Source organism: Microcoleus sp. bin38.metabat.b11b12b14.051 (genome assembly GCF_013299165.1).
Classification (GTDB): Bacteria; Cyanobacteriota; Cyanobacteriia; order Cyanobacteriales; family Microcoleaceae; genus Microcoleus.
Map to the genome: position 1 here is coordinate 20,559 of NZ_JAAFKD010000035.1, position 20,756 is coordinate 41,314.

At 45.1% G+C, this 20,756-nt stretch carries 11 protein-coding genes; 10 read left to right on the forward strand and 1 reads right to left on the reverse strand.

The annotated features are described in order from the left end of the window. Positions 1-16: 16 nt before the first annotated feature. Entirely contained in the window at positions 17-649 is a 633-nt protein-coding gene (locus QZW47_RS25840) for a hypothetical protein (RefSeq protein WP_293133704.1), read from the reverse strand. 130 nt (positions 650-779) lie between these two features. On the opposite strand from QZW47_RS25840, the gene QZW47_RS25845 reads away from it, so the two are divergent. From QZW47_RS25845 to QZW47_RS25890, 10 genes are all read left to right on the forward strand, one after another. Next, a complete protein-coding gene (locus tag QZW47_RS25845; RefSeq protein ID WP_293133781.1) occupies positions 780-2,360 on the forward strand; it encodes an NAD(P)/FAD-dependent oxidoreductase in 1,581 nt (526 codons plus the stop codon). Between the two features lie 319 nt (positions 2,361-2,679). Continuing rightward, positions 2,680-5,163, forward strand: coding sequence for a CPBP family glutamic-type intramembrane protease (locus tag QZW47_RS25850; protein WP_293133707.1), 2,484 nt, complete (start codon positions 2,680-2,682; stop codon positions 5,161-5,163). Positions 5,164-5,696: 533 nt separating this feature from the next. Next, complete coding sequence (locus tag QZW47_RS25855) at positions 5,697-7,595, forward strand: NFACT RNA binding domain-containing protein (RefSeq protein WP_293133710.1); 1,899 nt, start codon at positions 5,697-5,699, stop codon at positions 7,593-7,595. A gap of 1,068 nt (positions 7,596-8,663) precedes the next feature. Further along, positions 8,664-10,586, forward strand: coding sequence for a response regulator (locus tag QZW47_RS25860; protein ID WP_293133713.1), 1,923 nt, complete (start codon positions 8,664-8,666; stop codon positions 10,584-10,586). A 138-nt stretch (positions 10,587-10,724) separates the two neighbouring features. Then, positions 10,725-13,031 carry an ATP-binding protein gene (locus QZW47_RS25865; protein WP_293133716.1) on the forward strand — a complete coding sequence of 769 codons (2,307 nt, stop codon included), beginning with the start codon at positions 10,725-10,727 and terminating at the stop codon, positions 13,029-13,031. Then, on the forward strand, positions 13,021-13,473 hold the full coding sequence (locus tag QZW47_RS25870; protein WP_293133719.1) for a response regulator: 453 nt from the start codon (positions 13,021-13,023) through the stop codon (positions 13,471-13,473). The genes QZW47_RS25865 and QZW47_RS25870 overlap by 11 nt, the downstream gene beginning before the upstream one ends. A 41-nt stretch (positions 13,474-13,514) precedes the next feature. Next, positions 13,515-18,665: a PAS domain S-box protein gene (locus QZW47_RS25875; RefSeq protein WP_293133722.1), complete on the forward strand. Its 5,151-nt coding sequence runs from the start codon at positions 13,515-13,517 to the stop codon at positions 18,663-18,665. A 160-nt stretch (positions 18,666-18,825) separates the two neighbouring features. Continuing rightward, entirely contained in the window at positions 18,826-19,206 is a 381-nt protein-coding gene (locus tag QZW47_RS25880) for a response regulator (RefSeq protein ID WP_293133725.1), read from the forward strand. 384 nt (positions 19,207-19,590) lie between these two features. Beyond that, on the forward strand, positions 19,591-19,953 hold the full coding sequence (locus tag QZW47_RS25885; RefSeq protein WP_293133728.1) for a hypothetical protein: 363 nt from the start codon (positions 19,591-19,593) through the stop codon (positions 19,951-19,953). A 156-nt stretch (positions 19,954-20,109) separates the two neighbouring features. Further along, positions 20,110-20,499 (forward strand): response regulator, encoded by a 390-nt coding sequence (locus QZW47_RS25890; protein ID WP_293133731.1) that lies wholly within the window; start codon positions 20,110-20,112, stop codon positions 20,497-20,499. Positions 20,500-20,756: the final 257 nt, after the last annotated feature.

The window sequence follows — 20,756 nt, forward strand, 5'->3', positions numbered from 1 at the left end:
GGTCTCTGCGGCGGGTTTATGTCGGTTGTTGGTGGGAATTATCAATTGTTGGTGAGGGAACCCCTACGAGGCGCCACAAAGCCAATCCTCCGCCCCTTCCCCTGGCGGCAATTATCTCGTTTTCTACTAGAAAATATGCGAAAAATGCCTGCTTGCCTACACTCAAATTAAAAAAATCTGCCTCGCGCGATTCACCACCGCGAATAAATCCTTGATAAACTGTTTTACCCAACAATTTTACAGTAATTCTGGTAAAGTCAAATGCTAAAATATTCTGATTCTCCCAAAACTTAGTCGGCCCGGAAAGAGTTAGTTCGATCGCCCCAACGAACACTGAATTCTCCACCCTGCCCGTGGTACTGGGCTTTTCACCTTCACCAACCGGTTCAACTGAGTAAGCTATTTGAATTTTTGCCACCCATTCGGGGATGTAACGTCCGGCGCCTAGCACAACTCCGGCTTTTTGTCGAGTCTTTTTGGTGCCGGTGATAAAGCACAAGCGCCAATTGCCGGTTAGTTGCTCCAAGGAATAGCGAGTTTTAATTTTTTTGGCATTTTTCTCAGCTTCGAGGAGGGCTGCGACTACGGCGGCGGATGATGGTTTAGGATTGGATTTGGCGGCTTGTTCTAGAATTGATATGTTTTCCATTTAACTAATAATATAGGAATGCTCGTTTTCTAATGGATTTTTTTGAGGTATTGAACCGCAGAGGGCGCAGAGGGCGCAGAGGGAAAGAGAGGGGTTTGTAATAATATTAGGGGATGTAGTGGAGAATAACATGGTTACGATCGCCCCCACGGACACGGAAATTATCATTATCGGCAGCGGTATCGGCGGGTTGAGTTGCGGCGCAATGCTGGCTAGCTATGGATTTGACGTGATTGTCTGCGAGAGTCATTCGATCGCGGGCGGCGCCGCCCACGGCTTCCAACGGGACGGATTTACCTTCGACTCCGGGCCGTCTTTGTACTCGGGATTGTCCTACAGCCCCTCTGCAAATCCGCTGCGACAAGTTCTCGATGCGATCGGCGAAAAACTCCCCTGTATCACTTACGATACTTGGGGTTGCTGTTTGCCAGAAGGCGATTTTGACACGTCTGTAGGCGCGAGTCAATTTGGTGAGGTGATCGCAAAACTGCGCGGTAGTGCAGCAGCAGCGGAATGGCAACAACTTCAACGGGTGATGGAACCCTACGCCAAAGCTGCGACAGCCTTACCCTCACTGGCTTTGCGCTTCGATTTGGGCGCTGCGATCACTCTCGGTCAATTTGCGCCGGCTTTTTTGCAAAGTGCTGGCGATGCGATCGCCCTGGCAGGCCCTTTTAGCAAAATTATGGACAAAAATGTGCAAGATCCGTTTGTTAAAAATTGGCTAAACCTGTTGTGTTTCCTGCTGTCTGGACTTCCCGCCGACGGCACGATCGCAGCAGAGGTAGCTTTTATGTTTGCGGACTGGTATCGCCCCAATGCCGTTTTGGACTATCCGATCGGCGGGAGTGCAGCCCTCGTCGATGCTTTGGTACGCGGTTTAGAGCGCCACGGAGGGCGGTTGCTGCTAAATTCCCACGTTGCAGAGGTTTTGGTGGAAAACAACCGGGCGGCGGGCGTGCGGCTGCGATCGGGCAAAGTTATTCGATCGCACAAAGCTGTCGTTTCTAACGCGTCGGTTTGGGATACGCTGAAACTATTACCGGAAAACTCTGTCCCTAAACGGTTTCGACAACAGCGACAGGCGACTCCCGAATGCGACAGTTTCATGCACTTACATCTGGGAATTGATGCTACCGGAGTGCGATCGGACTTGGCGTGTCACTATATCTTCGTCAAAGACTGGGAACTGGGAGTTTCCGCGCCCCAGAACGTTGTTCTCGTCTCGATTCCCTCCCTTCTCGACCCCGACCTCGCGCCTGCGGGGAAACACGTTATTCACGCCTACACGCCCGGTAACGAGCCTTACGATTTGTGGCAAAAGCACGCGCGGCGCAGCTATCCCGTAGGGAATCGCACTAGCGCCGAATACAAACAGCAAAAGCAAGCGCGCGCCGAGGTGATGTGGTTGGCGTTAGAGAGAATTATGCCCGATATTCGATCGCGCTGCGAAGTCACTTTAGTCGGGACACCCCTCACCCACGAACGGTATTTGCGGAGAAATCGGGGCTCCTACGGGCCGGGAATTCGCGCGGGTAGCGGCTTGTTTCCTGGGCCGGGAACGCCTCTAGCTGGGCTGTTTTGCTGCGGAGATTCCACGTTTCCGGGGATTGGTTTGCCGGCGGTTGCTGCTAGCGGGGCGATCGCAGCTAATACGATCGCACCCCTGCACAAGCATTTGGAAATGCTGCGGAATATTGGTCTAAAATAGTTTAGAGTTACTCTGTTTGTGGGGAATAATTGTTATTTAACGAACCGCGAAGACGCGAAGATGCGAAGGTAGAAGCAGGAGATTAGACAAGATTGCAAAAATCGAAAAACGCCCCGAAATTATCTGCGTTTATCTGTGTTTATCTGCCTGATATCTGCGGTTTCTGTATCAATCAAAGACTTATGCAATCTTGTCTATTGTTGATATTTTATCCGGTAATTACCTAATTGTAGTCGTGGGAGGCGATCGTTTGCGACCTGAATCTGAGCGTTGTTATCCTAAAATTCTGATGCCGCCGAATTCCTCAATCTAAAATTATATGAGTTATCAACGTAAGCTTTATTTTCGCCGCTGGCTGGGATTGTTGGTTGTATGTGCGATCGCCCTAATCCTATTTTATCCGAAAGCTCCACCGAGCGATCGACCTTCTAACTATTCTCTCAGTTCTCGGGCATCTTTCAATCAACCGAGTTACTATCCTTTAGCCCAAACCGCTGCATCTAACTTGTATTTACCGACTGGCGATTGGACTGGGAGACTTATTTTACCCACTCCCAAACAAATGCAGGAGTTGCCTGGGGAAGATTGGGTCTGGCTTGAAGTCTACCACGCTCCGGCAAATACTCAAAATTTAATCGGTAAAAAAGTGCGTTTGGCCTGGAGTCAAAAGTCGAGTTTACGAAATTTAACCGTAAATGTCGAGTTTACCAACAGCACACAAAAGAGCACAAGTCAAGGTAACGTTCATCCCGATCACCTTAACCACCGTTTGCGAGTTGGCCCGCTGCAATCTCTCGCTGGTGCGCGACCTAACGACGATGTTACTGTTAGTTTAAATTCGGTGACGCTGTACCCAGCTAGCGATCGAGTTTCGGTGATTCGTACCGACAGCGAACCGGTGCAAATTGTCGGTCGCTTTTACAGTTTAGTCGCTTTTGTCGGTGCGGCAACTGCCAAAAGTCGAGCCGTACCAAAAGTTTGTCCGGGAAGTGCACCTTGTGAAAACGAATACCGAATTGTTCGTCATTATAACTTTGTTTCAAAACAATTTGACGGAGTAGAGGAAACTGTGCGATTTCCCCAACAGCCGCCCGAGCGCAGCGGCATTTTTCCCTCGACTCCCCAGCAAATAGAAAACTCTCCTGTCGGGACAAGTGGTTGGTATATTTACGGTGCGAAAGATGCTGCGGGAATTTTTACGGTTGAGGCGATTAAACCTCGATCGCTCTTTCAACTAGCGCCACAACAAGTTATTGTGGGAAATAATCCCGCACTCAGTTATATTAAGGTTCAAAACTGGCAAAACACTCAAAGCCGCAAAGGTACAGCCCAAACTGTACTTGTGGATAATTCAGCCGAGCGATCGCCCAATTTGATGTCAGAATGGAAACAGGGCGATCGGGCTTTAGCAATTCACCTGTTCGGCGGTATCGGTGGCACACAAGGCGAATCAGTTGTCGGGGGTACTGTTACCGGACATTTCGCCTACGGAATCGCTGAAATTGTCCGCGATCCTTTCACTCAAGAATTGCAATTTGACATCAAATACGAACAAGTTTATGCCCATAATCCAGAGGCCATTGTTGCGGGTGGTACAACTTGGGCAAATTATATGGGAAACTTGCAGAGAGGTTGGCTGGGGACTCGTCCGGTATCCGATGTTATTGTCAAATTAGATGCAATTTCTCGCGACTACAATTTGGGCGGAATTACACTTTCTCCCCTCGACGAATTGTTAGGGAATTTGCAAATAATGGCAGCCCGCTACCGGACTGGAGACGGGACAGGAAATGCGACAGTTACTCCGGCTACTTCCTGCGTGCAAGATTCCAATCAAGCTCTGTATTTAACGATAGAATCGATCGCCCAAAAAGTCAATGTCAATCCAGCAATCCAAAACTGGATTAAAGCCCATCCCAATCACCCGGAAACTCGCCGCTTTCAGCAACTAGCAGCTTTGAGAGATGCCCTGAAACAACAGTTGATTCCCTTGGGAATTGTGCGATCGGATTGGAAAAAGAATGCTAAAGTTTTATCGGGAACTGGCGACGAACCGCAGTTTGTCACGCGCGATAGTTTGTTAGCGGCTTTGATGAGTTGGCGGACGATCTTGCCGCGCGGTGCCCAGGATGAATTGAGCCGCGTTTTCCTCAAAGCTGGCGCTCAACTTTGGTTTCTTCGCACTAATCAAGTCGGTGGCCATAACCCGGATATTTTACCTGTGGCGCCGACTGTTTTGTTCGGGCAATTTCCCGCCTTATCTAGTTTAATATTTCGCTCTTTTGCCGGGTTTACAACCTTCCCGGATGTGAGGGGATTGTCGATCGCACTTTGGGCTTTGTTAATCTACGGGGCCGTCGCCATTCCCCTCGGTGTTGCTGTGGGTTTTTTGCAAGTAAGCGCACCTAAGGGCAATTTCGGGAACCTGCTGTTTCTCACAATAAAAGCGCTAATTCTCCCCGTATTATTCGAGGAGTGGCTGTTTCGAGTTGTGCTGCTTCCCCATCCCACAGAAGGAGTAACCGCTACTGCTTGGATGCTGTGGATTGGATTGAGTTTGTGCTCCTACATAATTTACCATCCTGTGAGGGCAATCACCTTGTTCCCCGAAGGATATCCCACATTTTGTCAGCCGATTTTTCTACTTTTGACCGGACTTTTGGGGGTAGCGTGCACTGTTGTTTATGGCTTGACCGGTTCTGCTTGGGCTGCGATTTTTGTCCACTGGATAGTCGCGGCGATTTGGCTGTTTGGACTTGGCGGCCAGCGACAGCTTTTTAGCAAATATAAAATTCGTTTGTAGGCAAAATTAAACTCATCAGATATTGCTGAGGACGGGAAAATCAAGGATGAGAAGTTTTGTCTGAATGCGATCGCATCAAGAGTTCGCTTGGTGGTAATATGTAGCAAATATTAAGTTAGATTCAGGCGTTTAAGTTCCCTATAGAACCCATTTGATATCTATTCTGCGTAAATCTCAGAAACCGGGTTTCTAGGAGTATTTCTCGTGACCAATCCAAAAACTCGTAGAAACCCGGTTTCTTGCCCCGGGCGTAAATCTCAGAAACCGGGTTAATCTCAGTATTTCTTGTCACCCAACCCAAAAACTCAAAGATGTCAAATGGGTTCTATAGCGGTTCTCAAAAACATGAGGTATGCCCTATGCCCTATGCCCTATGCCCTATGCCCTATGCCCTATGCCCTATGCCGAATAGTACCTCATCTTTCAGAGAAAGGCTATATCTGTTTTTCAGAACACTTATCTGATACAATTGGTCAAATATGCCCTAAATCTGTCACCACAGAAATAGATAGTTCGATCGCAAAGAGGCCACCGTGCAACCCGTAGACTTTACAACTTTAACCGCAACTTGCAGCGAACTGCGAGACCAATGGCTGCCAGCGCGCTTAGAACAAGTCTACCAGCGCGATCGATTTACCGTGTCCCTGGCCCTGCGTACCATGAATCAACGGGGCTGGATAGACATTTCCTCCCATCCCGCAGCCGCCCGCATCTGCGTCGGCGACTCTCCCCCTCGAATTCCCGACACATTCACCTTCAGCGAACAACTGCGCCACCAACTCAGCGGTTTAGCCTTAGTTTCCATCGCCCCCGTCTCCCCTTGGGAAAGAGTCATCGACTTGCAATTCGCCAAACGTCCGGGCGAACCCGCCCTCTGGCATCTCTACGCCGAAATCATGGGTAAATACAGCAACGTCATCCTCACCGCCCAAGACAATCTCGTTGTCACCTGCGCCCACCAAGTCAGCGCCAAACAGTCCAGCGTCCGTCCCATCCAAACCGGGCAACCCTACGAATTGCCCCCGTCTTTGACCGATGCAGTGCCAAGTGCGATCGAATCTCTCGATCGCTGGAAAGAACGAATTAGCCTGGTTCCCGGGCAAATAAAGACCAATCTGTTGAAGAATTACCGAGGGTTGAGTAAAGTCTTAGTAGTGTCCATGATTCGATCGGCAAATCTCGACCCCGAACAATCCACCGACAGCCTAAATCCCCACGAATGGCAACAACTATTCCAACGCTGGCTATACTGGTTGCAATGTCTAGAAAACTCCAAATTTCAACCAAGTTTTACCCCCGAAGGCTACAGCGTCATCGACTGGCCAAAACCCGACGAAACACAAACAAATCCCGAAAACGAATCTAACTCCTCTCTTCCTTCTTCCTTCTCTAAAGAAGCTGAATCTACCAACGAATCTAACTCCCCTCTTCCTTCTTCCTTCTTCCCTCTTCCTTCTTCCTTCTCTTCCGAATCTAACTCCCCTCTTCCTTCTTCCTTCTTCCTTCTTCCTTCTTCCTTCTCTTCCGTCCAAGAATTACTCAACAGTTACTACACAGGCGAAATCAACCAACAAGTCTTCGCCCAACTGCGACATCAGCTTACCCAAAAACTCAACAACCTCCTCGCAAAACTGCGCCTCAAAGCCAACACATTTAAAGAACGATTGCAGCAATCAGCAGGCGCAGACACCCACAAATCCCAAGCCGACTTGCTAATGGCGAACTTGCAGCATTGGGAACCAGGAATGAAATCAATTTCCCTCCCCGACTTTGAAACCGAAAAACCAGTTATAATTCCGCTAAACGTCGAGAAAAACGCCGTACAAAACGCTCAAGCCATCTACAAAAAACACCAAAAACTTAAAAGAGCCCGGATTGCAGTAGAACCATTATTAGCCGCCGTACAAGAAGAAATCGACTATTTAGAACAAGTCGAAGCCGCCCTTGCAGTATTAGAAACCTACCGCAACACCCAAGATTTGCAAACCCTCGCCGAAATCCGCGAAGAACTGATCCAGCAAAAATATCTAGTTGTATCAGATTACCGTAGCAGTGACAAAAATGCTGCGATCGAATTTCACCGCTACCAAACCCCCAGCGGCTTTGAACTATTAATCGGGCGCAACAACCGCCAAAACGACCAACTCACCTTTCGTACAGCCAACGACTACGACTTGTGGTTTCACACCCTAGAGATTCCCGGAAGTCACGCCTTGCTGCGTCTCACACCCGGTAATGTCGCCCAAGAAACCGATTTGCAATTTGCAGCCGACATGACTGCATACTACAGTCGCGCCCGCCACAGCGAACAAGTCCCCGTCGTTTATACCGAACCCAAATATGTGTACAAGCCAAAAGGTGCGAAGCCTGGTATGGTCGTATACAAGCAAGAGCGGATTGTTTGGGGTCGGCCGCAACAAGCCCCCGCATGATCTAAAATAGGTTCGTAGTGAGGACTTCAGTCCGCAAAAACCAGGACTAAACTCCTCACTACAAACCAAGTTCGTAGTGAGGACTTCAGTCCGCAAAAACCAGGACTAAACTCCTCACTACAAACCAAGTTCGTAGTGAGGACTTCAGTCCGCAAAAACCAGGACTAAACTCCTCACTACAAACCAAGTTCGTAGTGAGGACTTCAGTCCGCAAAAACCAGGACTAAACTCCTCACTACAAACCAAGTTCGTAGTGAGGACTTCAGTCCGCAAAAACCAGGACTAAAGTCCTCACTACAAACCAAGTTCGTAGTGAGGACTTCAGTCCGCAAAAACCAGGACTAAAGTCCTCACTACAAACCTAAAAATCCGTCTTTTATGTAACGTTTTATTGCAAATGATTAAAATTTATTGCAAAAATACACCTCAAGAGCGATGATATTGCTCTTAGAACCCGCTGCAAAGAAACGTGCAACTTGGGTTTCCTCACTGTGAGAAAAACACTGTGGGAAAAACAACGGATTTAACTATTTTGCAGACCAGCTTTTGCTAAAGCTGGTCGTTTCTGTTTCAATATCAAACTCCAGCTCGCATTTTACGAAGTTTACGTGATTTATCGTCGTTTTTCCTTAATCGCTGCTGCCCTTCTTACCGCCGATAGTAGCTAAAGTACAGTGGTGCGATCGAGCTTTTTGTGAAAAAATTCGCTTTAATATAGAAGTATCGCCTATTGACTTTGCTATAATTTCGGGGTATATTTTAGATAATGGGAGTGGTAACACATATTTAAATTTGCCAAATATTCCCATTATTTAAAATATACTTTAAAAAAGTGCAGCAGTCAAGCTTTTAGCCCAAAAAAAAGGCATTTTTTTTAATACTTTGTAAAATAAAATCAATCGATTCCATGACTAATTTTGCTGTGCCGCGAATAACTTGTCAAGGAGCGCGATAACGAAGACGATCGCCCGAATATTCTAAAATTAAAACCTACGATCCAACGAACAGAAAGGCAGATGCCTGACAGCAGCAGCCTAGAGCGCATCAGAATTGCACCATACAAATACAATGAACAAGTCTCCGATCAAAATTCTGCTAGTAGAAGATGATATATTGCTGAGTGCGACACTGGCAAAGGTGTTGCAAGCAAATGACTACACGATCGATACGGCGAGCGACGGACAAGCAGGCTTAGACTTAGCAACATTGGTTGAATATGACCTGATGGTACTCGACGTGCAGGTTCCAAAACTAGATGGGATTAGTCTGTGCCGCCAACTGCGATCGCAAAACTACCGCAAACCGATCCTGTTACTGACAGCAAACGATTCAGATGCCGATGTGGTAGCAGGATTCGACGCCGGGGCGGATGATTACATCAACAAGCCTTGCGGTACAGAAGTATTGCTAGCAAGAATCCGCACATTGTTGCGGCGCAGTAAAGCAGTTTCTCCTGGAAGTTTTGCTAAAGACTCATCCACTACATTGACTTGGGGAAATCTTTGTTTAGACATGGATTCAGGGCGAGTAACCTGTGACGAACAAGTTATTTCACTGACAGCAACAGAATACAACCTGCTGGAATTATTTCTGCGAAATCCCGATCGCATCTTCAGTCGCAGCGCCATTCTCGATCGCCTGTGGGGATTTGAGGATGCACCAACCGATCGCGCCATCAACACTCATATTAAGGATATCCGAAAAAAACTCAAAGCAGGCAACATGAGCGCAGAAATCATCGAAACAGTCTACGGTATGGGCTATCGACTCAAGCCGCCTCCCCAACCTGCACCTCCGCTTTCAAACAATTCTGACACCGACAGCACCAACAAACAGAAATCTCGCGCCGGAGATCCGTCGGCGCTCGACAAAGTGCTAGAGCGGTTTCGCGGAGTATTTAAGCAGCAAATTGCCGTGTTGTCTAGCGCACAAACTGCTCTGCTCAGCGGAAATCTAGAGGTGGAATTATACCTAGCGGCTAAGAATGAAGCGCATAAATTAGCCGGTTCAATGGCATCCTTTGGGTATCCCGAAGGCTCCAAGTTGGCGCGATCAGCAGAGCATTTACTCATCTCTCTTAGCCCAGTCGCAGGCGATCGCATCTTGCGCCCCTGCAATGATGAAGAAATCAGCCGCTTTTCAGAATTGGTGACAGGATTAGAGCAGGAATTAACCAAACCAACAGTTACGTTAACGACTTCACCAGCGCCTACAATTTTATCTCATCGAGTCCTAATGGTTGACGATGATACTGTTTTGACAGAGCGCTTAAAAGTAGAATGCGACGCTCGGGGATTTCGGATCAAAATCGCTCCGAATGTCACTGCCGCTCGCTCGCGTTTGGCGATGTCAATGCCAGATTTGATTTTAATAGATTTAAGCTTTCCAGACACCGAAGAAGATGGATTGACGCTGCTGCAAGAGCTCAAAGAGCGATCGCCAAACCTACCTGTAATTGTATTTACTGGAAGGGACAGTCTTGCCGATCGCCTAGCAGTATCTCGCTTAGGTGCTAAACAATTTTTACACAAACCTGCCACCACCGATCAAATTTTTCGAGCCATATCTCGTATTTTAATCAAAACAGAAGCATTACGAGCCAAAGTATTAATTGTTGACGACGATCCGGCAATGTTAGCACACTTATCGGCATTGCTAACACCTTGGGGTTTAGATGTGATAGAATTAACCGATCCCCAAGGATTTTGGGAGATGCTGGTAACAACTTCACCCAACTTAGTAATACTAGATTTGGAGATGCCACAGATCGGCGGGCTGGAGTTGTGCCAGGTGGTGCGACAGGATAGCCACTGGGGAGATTTGCCCATCTTAGTTGTCACCGCTCGCACCGACAGAGACTCTCTGAGCCAAGCCTTTCTAGCTGGAGCCGACGATTTCATTACCAAACCAGTGCTGGGGCCAGAATTAGTGACGCGGGTACTCAGCCGCCTGAAGCGCACCGATTCGCGCCTCAACCAGGGAAATACTTAAACTCACTAAAACCGTCGATAATTTTGACATTTTTCGACTTTCGACGTTAATCTTTGACACCCACTCAAAAATTAGATAAAGCCGCCCCAGCCCATCCATAAATTAAGGCGAACACCTAAAATTCACAATCAAAAAACTATGAACCCTGTCAATTACGTTTTTCATGAGCCGATTTCTGCCTACAATTGCGATCGCGAACCGATCCATATTCCTAATGCTATTCAACCTCACGGCATTTTGTTGGTTTTTAATGAAGCAGATTGGCAGATTTTACAAATAAGTGACAATACAGAATCGCTGCTCGGCTATTCACCCGCTCAGTTATTAAATCAACGTCTCACCGATATCTTTGAGCCAGAATCTCAAAAAACCCTAACTCAGTGTTTAGCAGGAGATTTCGATGCTGTAAATCCTTTGAGTTTGAAATTATTAAATATTCAAAAAGAGAGCATATTTTTTTATGGCATTGTCCACCGCTCACCCGAAAACTTATTAATTCTGGAACTTGAACCTTCAGAGCGAGGTATTACCTATGATTTATTTCAGTTTTATCAATTAACTCGTCATACCCTCGCCAAAATCCAAAGTACATCAGATATCAGTAGCTTGTGTCAATTGATTGCAGGAGAAATTAGAAATATTATCGAATTCGATCGGGTGATGGTTTACAGGCTCGATGTTCGAGATGGATCGGGAGAAGTTATTGCCGAAAACAAGCGCTCTGATTTAACCTCCTATTTAGGTTTACATTTTCCCGCTAGCGATATTCCCCCACCAGCCAAAGAACTTTACCGTTTGAATAAATTACGCTTAATTACTAACGTTAATTATCAACCTTCCTCATTAATTCCACCTGATTGTCCCCTAACCAATGCTGCACCAGATTTAACTTTTTCTATTTTAAAAAGTGTCTCCCCCTGTCATATTGAATACTTACAAAATATGAAAGTTGGTGCATCGATGTCAATCTCATTATTAAAAAACAATCAATTATGGGGTTTAATTGCTTGTCATCACGGCACACCTAAATATCTTCCTTATCACACTCGAACCATTTGCGAATTTATTGGGCAAGTCATGTCCTTGGAATTAAGCAATAAGGAAGAACAGGAAAATTTGGATGACAAAGTTCGCTTAAAAAGCCTGCAATCGGATTTTGTAGCAAGTATTTACCGATCGGAAGATTTTGTGGCCGCATTAGGTCAAGATCGAGAGCGTTTATTGGGCTTAGTTAATGCCACAGGGGCAGCAATCATTTCTAATGATTTAGTCATGTCATTTGGGAAAACACCCTCAGAAAATGAGATTAATCAATTACTTGATTGGGTGGTTCCACAACTGCAAGATAATCTCTATTATACAGATAGTTTACCTAAAGTTTATCCAAACGCCACCCAGTTTAAAGACTTAGCTTGTGGCTTAATTGTTGTCTCTATTACTAAGATCCAGCGCAATTTCATCTTGTGGTTTCGTCCCGAAGTCATTCAAACTGTAAATTGGGGAGGCAATCCCAATTTACAGGAAACTCTTGATGAAAAAGGCACTCCGAGAATGTCTCCGCGCAAATCTTTTGCAAAGTGGCAAGAAATTGTCCAACTTAAAAGTTTACCATGGCAACCTCGTGAACTTGAAGGAATAGTGGAATTGCGCGCAGCTATTGTGGGAATTATCCTCAAAAAAGCCGATGAATTAGCCTCTATCAACGAACAGTTACAACGCAGTAATACTGAATTGGATGCTTTTGCTTACATTGCTTCCCACGATCTGAAAGAACCGTTAAGAGGAATTCATAATTATGCGAGTTTCTTATTGGCAGATTATCAGAATAAATTAGATGAAGATGGGGTAAACAAATTAAATACATTAATGCAGTTAACGAAACGGATGGAAAATTTAATTAATGGTTTACTGCATTTTTCTCGTTTATCCCGTGCAGATTTAATCCGAACTAATATCGACTTGAATCAATTAGTTAATAATGTTGTTGATATCCTTAAAATAAGTCAATCTGACTCTCAATTGGAGGTGGAAATTATTCAGCCTCTCCCGATAGTCAAAGGTGATCGCGTGTTGATAGAAGAAATTTTTACTAACTTAATGAGTAATGCGATCAAGTATAACGATCGACCAGAAAAACGTATAGAAATTGGTTGTATCATGGGTAAACCCGATTGGTCATCGATCGAGCATCCTTGCTTTTACCAAAACCTCCAGGTTTTTTATGTCAAAGATAATGGAATTGGCATTAAAGAAAAGCATTTAGATAGCATTTTTAGGATTTTTAAACGCTTGCACGCCCCAAATAAATACGGAGGCGGTACCGGAGCAGGATTAACGATAGTAAAAAAAATTGTCGAACGACATGGAGGAGAAATTGTGGTAGAATCAAAGTCTAAGGAAGGAACGACATTTTATTTTACTCTTTCCCCCCCGAATGAAACATGAGGATAAACTTATAAGGATATTAGTCATAGAAGATAGCGATGAAGATTTTGAAGCCTTCATGCGGGTTGTAAAATCTTTTGCCGGTTCATTTTATATCGATCGCTGTACTGATGGCGATACAGCTTTGGACTTTCTCTTTCACGAAGAAGAGTATGCCGATCCTACAATTGCACCGCGTCCTAATTTAATTTTGTTAGATTTAAATTTGCCTGGAACAGATGGACGAGAGGTATTAGTAGCAGTCAGAAATCATGAAAAATTAAAATTAATTCCCATTGTGGTTTTCACCACATCTTCTAATCAAAAAGATGTAAAATTTTGCTATTCACAAGGTGCGAATGGTTATATATTGAAACAAATGGGACTCTCCGCTTTAACCGATAGCCTGCACACTTTATTTCGCTATTGGTTTGAGTTTTCAATTTTGCCGGAATTATTATAAGTTGATTTGACGCTCGCCAATTATACAAAAAATTAGGTAGTATGGAAGACTGCGACAAAACGAAAGACCAACTGATTGCTGAATTACAGTTGTTGCGCTCAGAAATGGCGGCTCTCAAGCAGGCGGGGCGATCGCAAATCGAAACTCAGCTACCGCAGACAACGCCCCCAGTGGCAAATTTGACCCTCGCTCCCTCTCTCAATTTAACCGATCGCTCTGAAACAAGGCAATACACCATTCTGTTAGTAGACGACTCAGAAGTCGATCGCGCTACCTACCGCCGATTTTTGTCCGAGGATGGCGATCGTACCTACGAGATTGTCGAATTTGATAACGGCGAAGATGCGCTGCAATGGTGCGATCGCCAAATCCCAGATATTTTTCTACTAGATTACTATTTACCCGATATAGACGGGTTAGATTTGTTAGAAGAATTGCTGCAAAAGACAGGGCGAGAGAACCTGCCAGTAATTATGCTCACAGGGCAGGCAAATATCCAAATTGTCGTTGATTTACTCAAAAATGGCGCTCAGGATTATTTAGAAAAAAGCGAAATTACCCCAGAAGTTTTACACCGTTCCATCAGCTATGTCCTGCGAAACAGCCAACTGATGAAAGAACGGGAATGGCAACAACAGCAACAGCAAATCCTGGCTAAAACTGCACTTGCTATCCGCGATTCCCTCAAATTAGAAGATATTCTCAACACAACGGTAACAGAAATTAGAAATATTCTGCTGTGCGATCGCGTAATTATCTTTAAATTTGTCTCAGACTGGAGCGGCAAAGTTGTCGTCGAGTCTGTTGATTCAGCATGGCCGACCATCTTATCCACTCAGATAGACGATCCTTGCCTTGCTGAAAGCTATTTTGAACAATTTAAAAAAGGCTTTGTCACTGCTAAATCAGATATTTATACGACTGAAATTGCTCCCTGCCATTTAGAATTGCTGGCAGGTTTCCAAGTCAGAGCAAATCTAGTAGTGCCGATTCTGCAAGGTGAAAATCTTTGGGGTTTACTGATTGCTCATCAATGCACAGCGCCCCGCGAGTGGCAACCCTCAGAAATAGAATTGCTGCGGCAGTTGTCTGCACAAGCTAGTATTGCCATCCAACAAGCTAATTTATTTGAACAGCTAGAAACCGAACTCAGAGAGCGCAAACAAGCAGAACTAGCCTTACAGGAGACTCAAGAAAAACTGCAATTGTTCATCAAATATGCTCCGGCAAGTATTGTGATGTTCGATCGCGACCTGCGCTACCTAACCGCCAGCCAGCGATGGGTTGATGAATATCGGCTCAAAAACATAGAATCGATAATTGGGCGATCGCACTACGAGCTGTTTCCGAATATTCCCGACGAGTGGAAGCACTTCCACCAGCGAGGTTGTGCAGGTTTCATAGAAAAATGCGATGAAGATGTATTTGTGCATTCTGATGGTTCACAGCAATGGTTGCGGTGGGAAATTCACCCCTGGTACAGCAGCAATGGTGATGTTGGTGGCATCATTCTCTTCACTGAAGATATTACCGATCGCAAACAAGCACAAATTGCCCTCCAACAAATAAATATCGAACTCGAACAACGAGTAGTAGAACGCACAGCAGAACTCACCCAAGCCAACGATTACTTATTACTTAATTTACTAGAAAAAGAACAGACCTATCAACTGCTCACAGAACAAGCACAACTGCTAGATTTAGCCCATGATAGTATTATCACCTGGGATTTAAACTCGGTCATCACCTTTTGGAATCAGGGAGCTGAGGCTATGTATGGCTGGACAACAGCCGAGGCCTGCGGGCAAGAATCGCACATTTTATTAAAAACCCAATTTCCTCAGCCTTTGGTAGAAATTAAAGCAGAACTTTTTGAAACAGGTTACTGGGAAGCAGAACTAATTCATCACACTCGGGACGATCGCCCGATTACTGTATCTAGCCGTTGGGTTCTCCAAAAAGATGATGCGGGTAGACCAATTAAGATCCTAGAAATTAATAATGATGTTACCCAGCGAAAACAAACGGAATTAGCCTTGCAGAAATATATCCGTGAAGTAGAAGACCTCTACAATAATGCTCCCTGCGGCTATCACTCCCTAGACTCAGAAGGAACAATGGTTCGGATTAATGATACAGAACTAAAGTGGTTAGGCTATACCCGCGATGAAATTATCCATAAAATTAAGTTCTTAGATTTGCTCGGCCCGGATGGCAAACAAGTTTTTTACGATAACTTCCCCAAACTAAAACAACAAGGTTGGGTCGAAAATCTGGAGTTTCAGATGTTTCACAAAGACGGCTCCAGCCGTTGGTTCAACCTAAATGCTACCGCCATCAAAGATGCAGCAGGCAACTTTGTGATGACTCGCTCAACTTTGTTTGATATCAGCGATCGCAAGCAAATCGAAAGAGAGCGAGAAAAAGCTGAATTAGCCCTGCGAGAGAGCGAAGAACAACGCCGATTAGCTCTAGATTTAACACACATCGGCTTTTGGGATTTAGATTTACTCACAGGAAAGCTCGTTTGGAATGATAATCACTTCACCTTACTCGGGTTAGTTCCCGGCATCGAACCAAGCTATGAAATCTGGCGCGAGCGATTGCATCCTGAAGACAGAGCTCGGGTTGAAAGACAGTTTGCCGATGCTCTCCAATCTCGCCTCGATTACGAATCAGAATATCGAGTTGTGCATCCCGACGGCTCCGTTCATTGGTTAATGGGGCGCGGCAAAACTATTTACCAAAAATCCGGACAACCCGTGCGATCGCTCGGCGTGATCCTCGATATCAGCGATCGCAAACGTGCAGAAGAAACCCTCCGCAAATACGAGCGCATTGTCTCAAATACAAAAGACGGGATTGCGCTGGTGAATCGCAACTATATTTATCAAATAGCCAACCAAGTTTATCTATCAATGTGCAACAAATCCGAAAGCGAAGTAGTCGGAAATTCTGTTATAAATATTCAGGGTGACGAGTTGTTTAATAATTTTTGTAAGCCTCTGTTAGAACGATGTTTGAGTGGAGAAACTATTCAGTATGAAAAATGGTTTGATTTTCCCAATTTAGTCAGGCATTTTTTGAGTGTTACCTATTCGCCTTTCCGCGATGCAGGGGAGAATATTTCAGGCTATATCATTAGTGTGCGGGATCTCACTCAGCTCAAACAGGCAGAACAAATGCTGGAACTTCAGGCTGTGATTACCCGCAACATGGCGGAGGGCATTTGCTTGGTGAGAGCCGATAATTCAGTCATTGTCTATGCTAATCCTAAATTTGAGCAGATGTTTGGCTATGACTTAGATGAACTCAACGGTAAAGATGTTTCGATTCTCAACTATCCTAGCGAATCGCTAAATCCTGAAGATGTATATCAAGCCATTCGATCTGCCGTTTTACAAGGTGGTGAATTCAGCTATGAAGTCCATAATGTTAAAAAAGATGGTACTGAATTTTGGTGCACTGCAACTTGCTCTGTTTTCCAGCATCCCGAATACGGCGATGTGCTAGTTGCAGTTCAACAAGATATCACCGATCGCAAACTGGCCCAAGCAGCATTACTACAGAAATCCCGCCAGGAAAATTTGCTCTGGACTATTACTCAAGCGATTCGCCAATCTTTAGAGCTCAATGCCATTCTGAATACTGCTGTCACTGAAGTCAAGCAAACATTACAAGTCGATCGCGCTGCTATTTATCGTTTCACTCCCGATTGGAGTGGAGATTTTGTGGTTGAGTCAGTGGATCCACAGTGGGTGAAATTGGTAGGATGTAATATTCAAAAAGGTTGTGAAGATGTCTACCTGCAAGAAACTCAAGGGGGGCGCTTCCGCAATCACGAAAGCTTTGCGATCGCAGATATTGACGAAGCTGGGCTTCATCCCTGTCACATCCAACTCTTACAACAATTTCAAGCCAAAGCATATATGGCCGTCCCGATATTTTCGGGAGAAGTCCTTTGGGGATTGTTAATCATCTACCAAAATACAGCACCTCGTAATTGGCTATCTTGGGAAATCGAATTACTCGAACAGATTAGCAGCCAATTGGCGATCGCCATTCAGCAATCCCAACTCTACACCCAACTTGAGATCGAATTGCAAGAACGCCAGCAAGCCACAGCCGTCATCCGAGAAGCTGAACGTCGTTGGCGAACGCTGTTGGAGAACGTGCAGTTAATTGTTGTGGGACTCGATGCGTCAGGAACTGTCAACTACATCAATCCATTTTTTGTCGCCATCACAGGATATACTAACGAAGAAGTTTTAGGCAATAACTGGTTTGAAAACTTCTTGCCTAGCTCTAGCAAACAATCAACTGAAAATGATTTTCTGCAAATCTTGACTCACAATGCTCATCCCTATTATCGAAATGTCATTTTGACGAAATCCGGCGAGGAACGATTCATTGCTTGGAACAATACAACGCTGCAAGATGCCGATGGAACCGTCATCGGAAGTATCAGCATCGGTGAAGATATCACCGAACGCAACAAAATTGAACAAATTAAAGATGAATTCATTGGCATTGTCAGCCACGAATTGCGTACTCCTTTGACCGCAATTCAAATGTCACTGGGACTATTAAAAACAGGGATTTACGATAAAAAACCCGAAAAGTCCCGGCGCATGATCGAAATTGCCCTACTTGATACCAATCGTTTGGTGAACCTGGTTAATGATATTTTAGATTTGGAACGGCTGGAGTCCGGGCGCGCATTCCTGGATAAAACCCTTTCCAATGCGGCAGATTTGATGCAGCAAGCAGTAGATGGCATTCAGGCGATCGCCGCTCAACACCAGATTTCCTTAATCGTTGCACCCACCGATGCACAAGTCTGGGCCGCAGCAGATGCCATCCTCCAAACCTTGACAAATTTACTGAGTAATGCTATCAAATTCTCCCCTGCCGATGCTGAAATTTACGTGAGTGCCGAAAATCAGCCAGACTGCGTGCTGTTCCAAGTTCGCGATCGCGGGCGGGGCATTCCAGCAGACAAGTTAGAACTGGTTTTTGGGCGATTTCAGCAAGTCGATGCCTCGGATTCCCGCGAAAAAGGAGGCACCGGCTTAGGATTGCCCATCTGTCGCAGTATTATTGAGCAGCACGGTGGAAAAATCTGGGTTGAAAGTATCTTTGGTGAAGGCAGCACATTTTTCTTTACATTGCCGTTACCTGCGATCGAATAACCGTCAGATTTATTAGACAAGACTGCATTCATTTGCTTTCTTATCTTGAAATTATCTGCGTTTATCTGTGTTAATCTGCCTTAAATCTGCGGTTGACTGGCTCGATCGCGACTGTCCAAAATCCCCAATCTAAAATCTAAAACCTAAAATCTAAAATCCTATGACTGACAGATTAATTCTAGTAGTTGACGATCAAGAACACCTCCGAGAACTCGTGCAAGCGTGCTTAGAAGACCTAGGTGGATGGGAAACGCTAGTAGCAGGATCGGGAGAGGAATGTTTGCAAATAGTGCAAACAGAAAAACCATCAGCCATTTTGCTCGATGTATCTATGCCAGGAATGGACGGGATTGCTGTGTACGATCGCCTCCAGTCCGATCCCAAGACGCGATCGATTCCGGTGATTCTGCTGACAGCAAAAGTCTTGCCGAGCGATCGGGCTAAATTCGCCGAAATGGGCGTTACCGGGGTAATTGCCAAACCCATCCAACCCACCAGCCTGACAGTAGAAGTGGCAGATATTTTAGGCTGGGATGAATAGTTTTAGCAGTTTTTGTCAACTTCCGGAGGTGCGTCGAAGCCAGAAAATCCCTCTACAAAAATCGACAATCTCACAGCTCCGCACCAGGGCTCTGCAACGATACGCTTGGGTGAGAAATTCTCCCAAGACAGGGACGAAGCTATCTCCGTATCTATTTTTTATAGGGTTTTTCCTGTTGAAATCTCTTAACCCAAACCTATGGGGATCTGCGATCGTCAATGGTAAACAAACCCAACAATTCTCTAGCAATACTTTTGAGAAATGCTACAGTTACAACCATATTATAAATTTTTGTAACGATTGCTGAATCTTTACCAATTCCTTACCGTTATTATTTAGCCTCCTACTATCGAAGTAAAGACAGGTGGCACAGGAGGACAGTGAATGAAGGGTTTTCAGGAATCGCATGATGTAAGCGAGTATCTGGAGAGTTCATCTTCCCGTTTGCTCAATGGCGGTCAGCAATCAACACTTTGGGCAATACAGCAGAAACCCCCGATCGCAGCCATTACGATTCACGAAATGGAGGAAACACTGATGCTGAAAGTTGACATTTCTGACATTGATTTAGTCAAGCTGGATCTCCAAATCACTCCTGAAACTATTCTCATTCAAGGTAAACCGACGGCAGCGACTTTAGTTGAAGATTTTTTCCGTCCTAGTGGATTGAAAGTCTCATCCAGTTGCCCCATCCAGTACAACCAGAAACCTGTTGGACTCAGGCCAGCCCGATGGTGTAAAAATTAAGCTTGCTAAGCAGTTGATAAATCAGCAATCCAAACTTTGCATTGAGACCCCAACTGCAAATTTGTTCGATTCCTAAAAAAGTGTACTTAACACTTAATTAGCAACCGAGCAATTGATTTTAAAACTAATTCAATTAAGGATTTGGAAGTGGTTGCTATGACCACCAAAACAATTTTACTGATTCACAAAGAACCAAATATGCAAGAGGTTGTACAAGCTTGTTTAACTGATTTGGGAGGCTGGAACGTGCGAGTTGCTAGCTCTACGTTAGAAGGCTTGCGACAAGCGAAACTACATCAGCCAGATAGCATAATTTTGGATATTTCCCTCGGCGAAGTCGATGAATTTTTGTTTATCAAAGAACTAAAAACACAACCTGCAACCCAATCAATTCCAGTTGTGCTACTAACTCTCAAAGCGAAATGGGTTGATTTACAACGCAGCTTGTTTCCACGGGATAAAGTAGCAGCAGTAATTGTGAATCCCCTGAATCCAGTTATGCTGTCCGTTCAGATTGCTCAAGTTTTGGGCTGGGACTTAGATTAGATTCTCACATCGATACAGACTCAGAGACTGGGTGTCAGAAACCGGGTTTTTTACGAAAATCCTTCATTGGAGCGACGAGATTAAATAAAAAACCCGGTTTCTGTGGCCTGGTGCGTCCCACACGGATACTCCTGGACGCATGGGTGGTCAGAAACTGGGTTTGATGGACGAAAATTCTGCGTTGTAGCCTACTGTTCGGGTAAAAAACCCGGTTTCTTCGGTCTTATGCGTCCAAGACTGACTGAGAGCATTTGAAA

Excerpts from the sequence above, each read along its gene's own strand:
- QZW47_RS25840 (WP_293133704.1), bottom strand. The coding sequence starts at position 649 with ATGGAAAACATATCAATTCTAGAACAAGCCGCCAAATCCAATCCTAAA.
- QZW47_RS25880 (WP_293133725.1), top strand. The coding sequence starts at position 18,826 with ATGACTGACAGATTAATTCTAGTAGTTGACGATCAAGAACACCTCCGA.
- QZW47_RS25890 (WP_293133731.1), top strand. The coding sequence starts at position 20,110 with ATGACCACCAAAACAATTTTACTGATTCACAAAGAACCAAATATGCAA.
- QZW47_RS25860 (WP_293133713.1), top strand. The coding sequence starts at position 8,664 with ATGAACAAGTCTCCGATCAAAATTCTGCTAGTAGAAGATGATATATTG.
- QZW47_RS25865 (WP_293133716.1), top strand. The coding sequence starts at position 10,725 with ATGAACCCTGTCAATTACGTTTTTCATGAGCCGATTTCTGCCTACAAT.
- QZW47_RS25885 (WP_293133728.1), top strand. The coding sequence starts at position 19,591 with ATGAAGGGTTTTCAGGAATCGCATGATGTAAGCGAGTATCTGGAGAGT.
- QZW47_RS25870 (WP_293133719.1), top strand. The coding sequence starts at position 13,021 with ATGAAACATGAGGATAAACTTATAAGGATATTAGTCATAGAAGATAGC.
- QZW47_RS25850 (WP_293133707.1), top strand. The coding sequence starts at position 2,680 with ATGAGTTATCAACGTAAGCTTTATTTTCGCCGCTGGCTGGGATTGTTG.
- QZW47_RS25845 (WP_293133781.1), top strand. The coding sequence starts at position 780 with ATGGTTACGATCGCCCCCACGGACACGGAAATTATCATTATCGGCAGC.
- QZW47_RS25875 (WP_293133722.1), top strand. The coding sequence starts at position 13,515 with ATGGAAGACTGCGACAAAACGAAAGACCAACTGATTGCTGAATTACAG.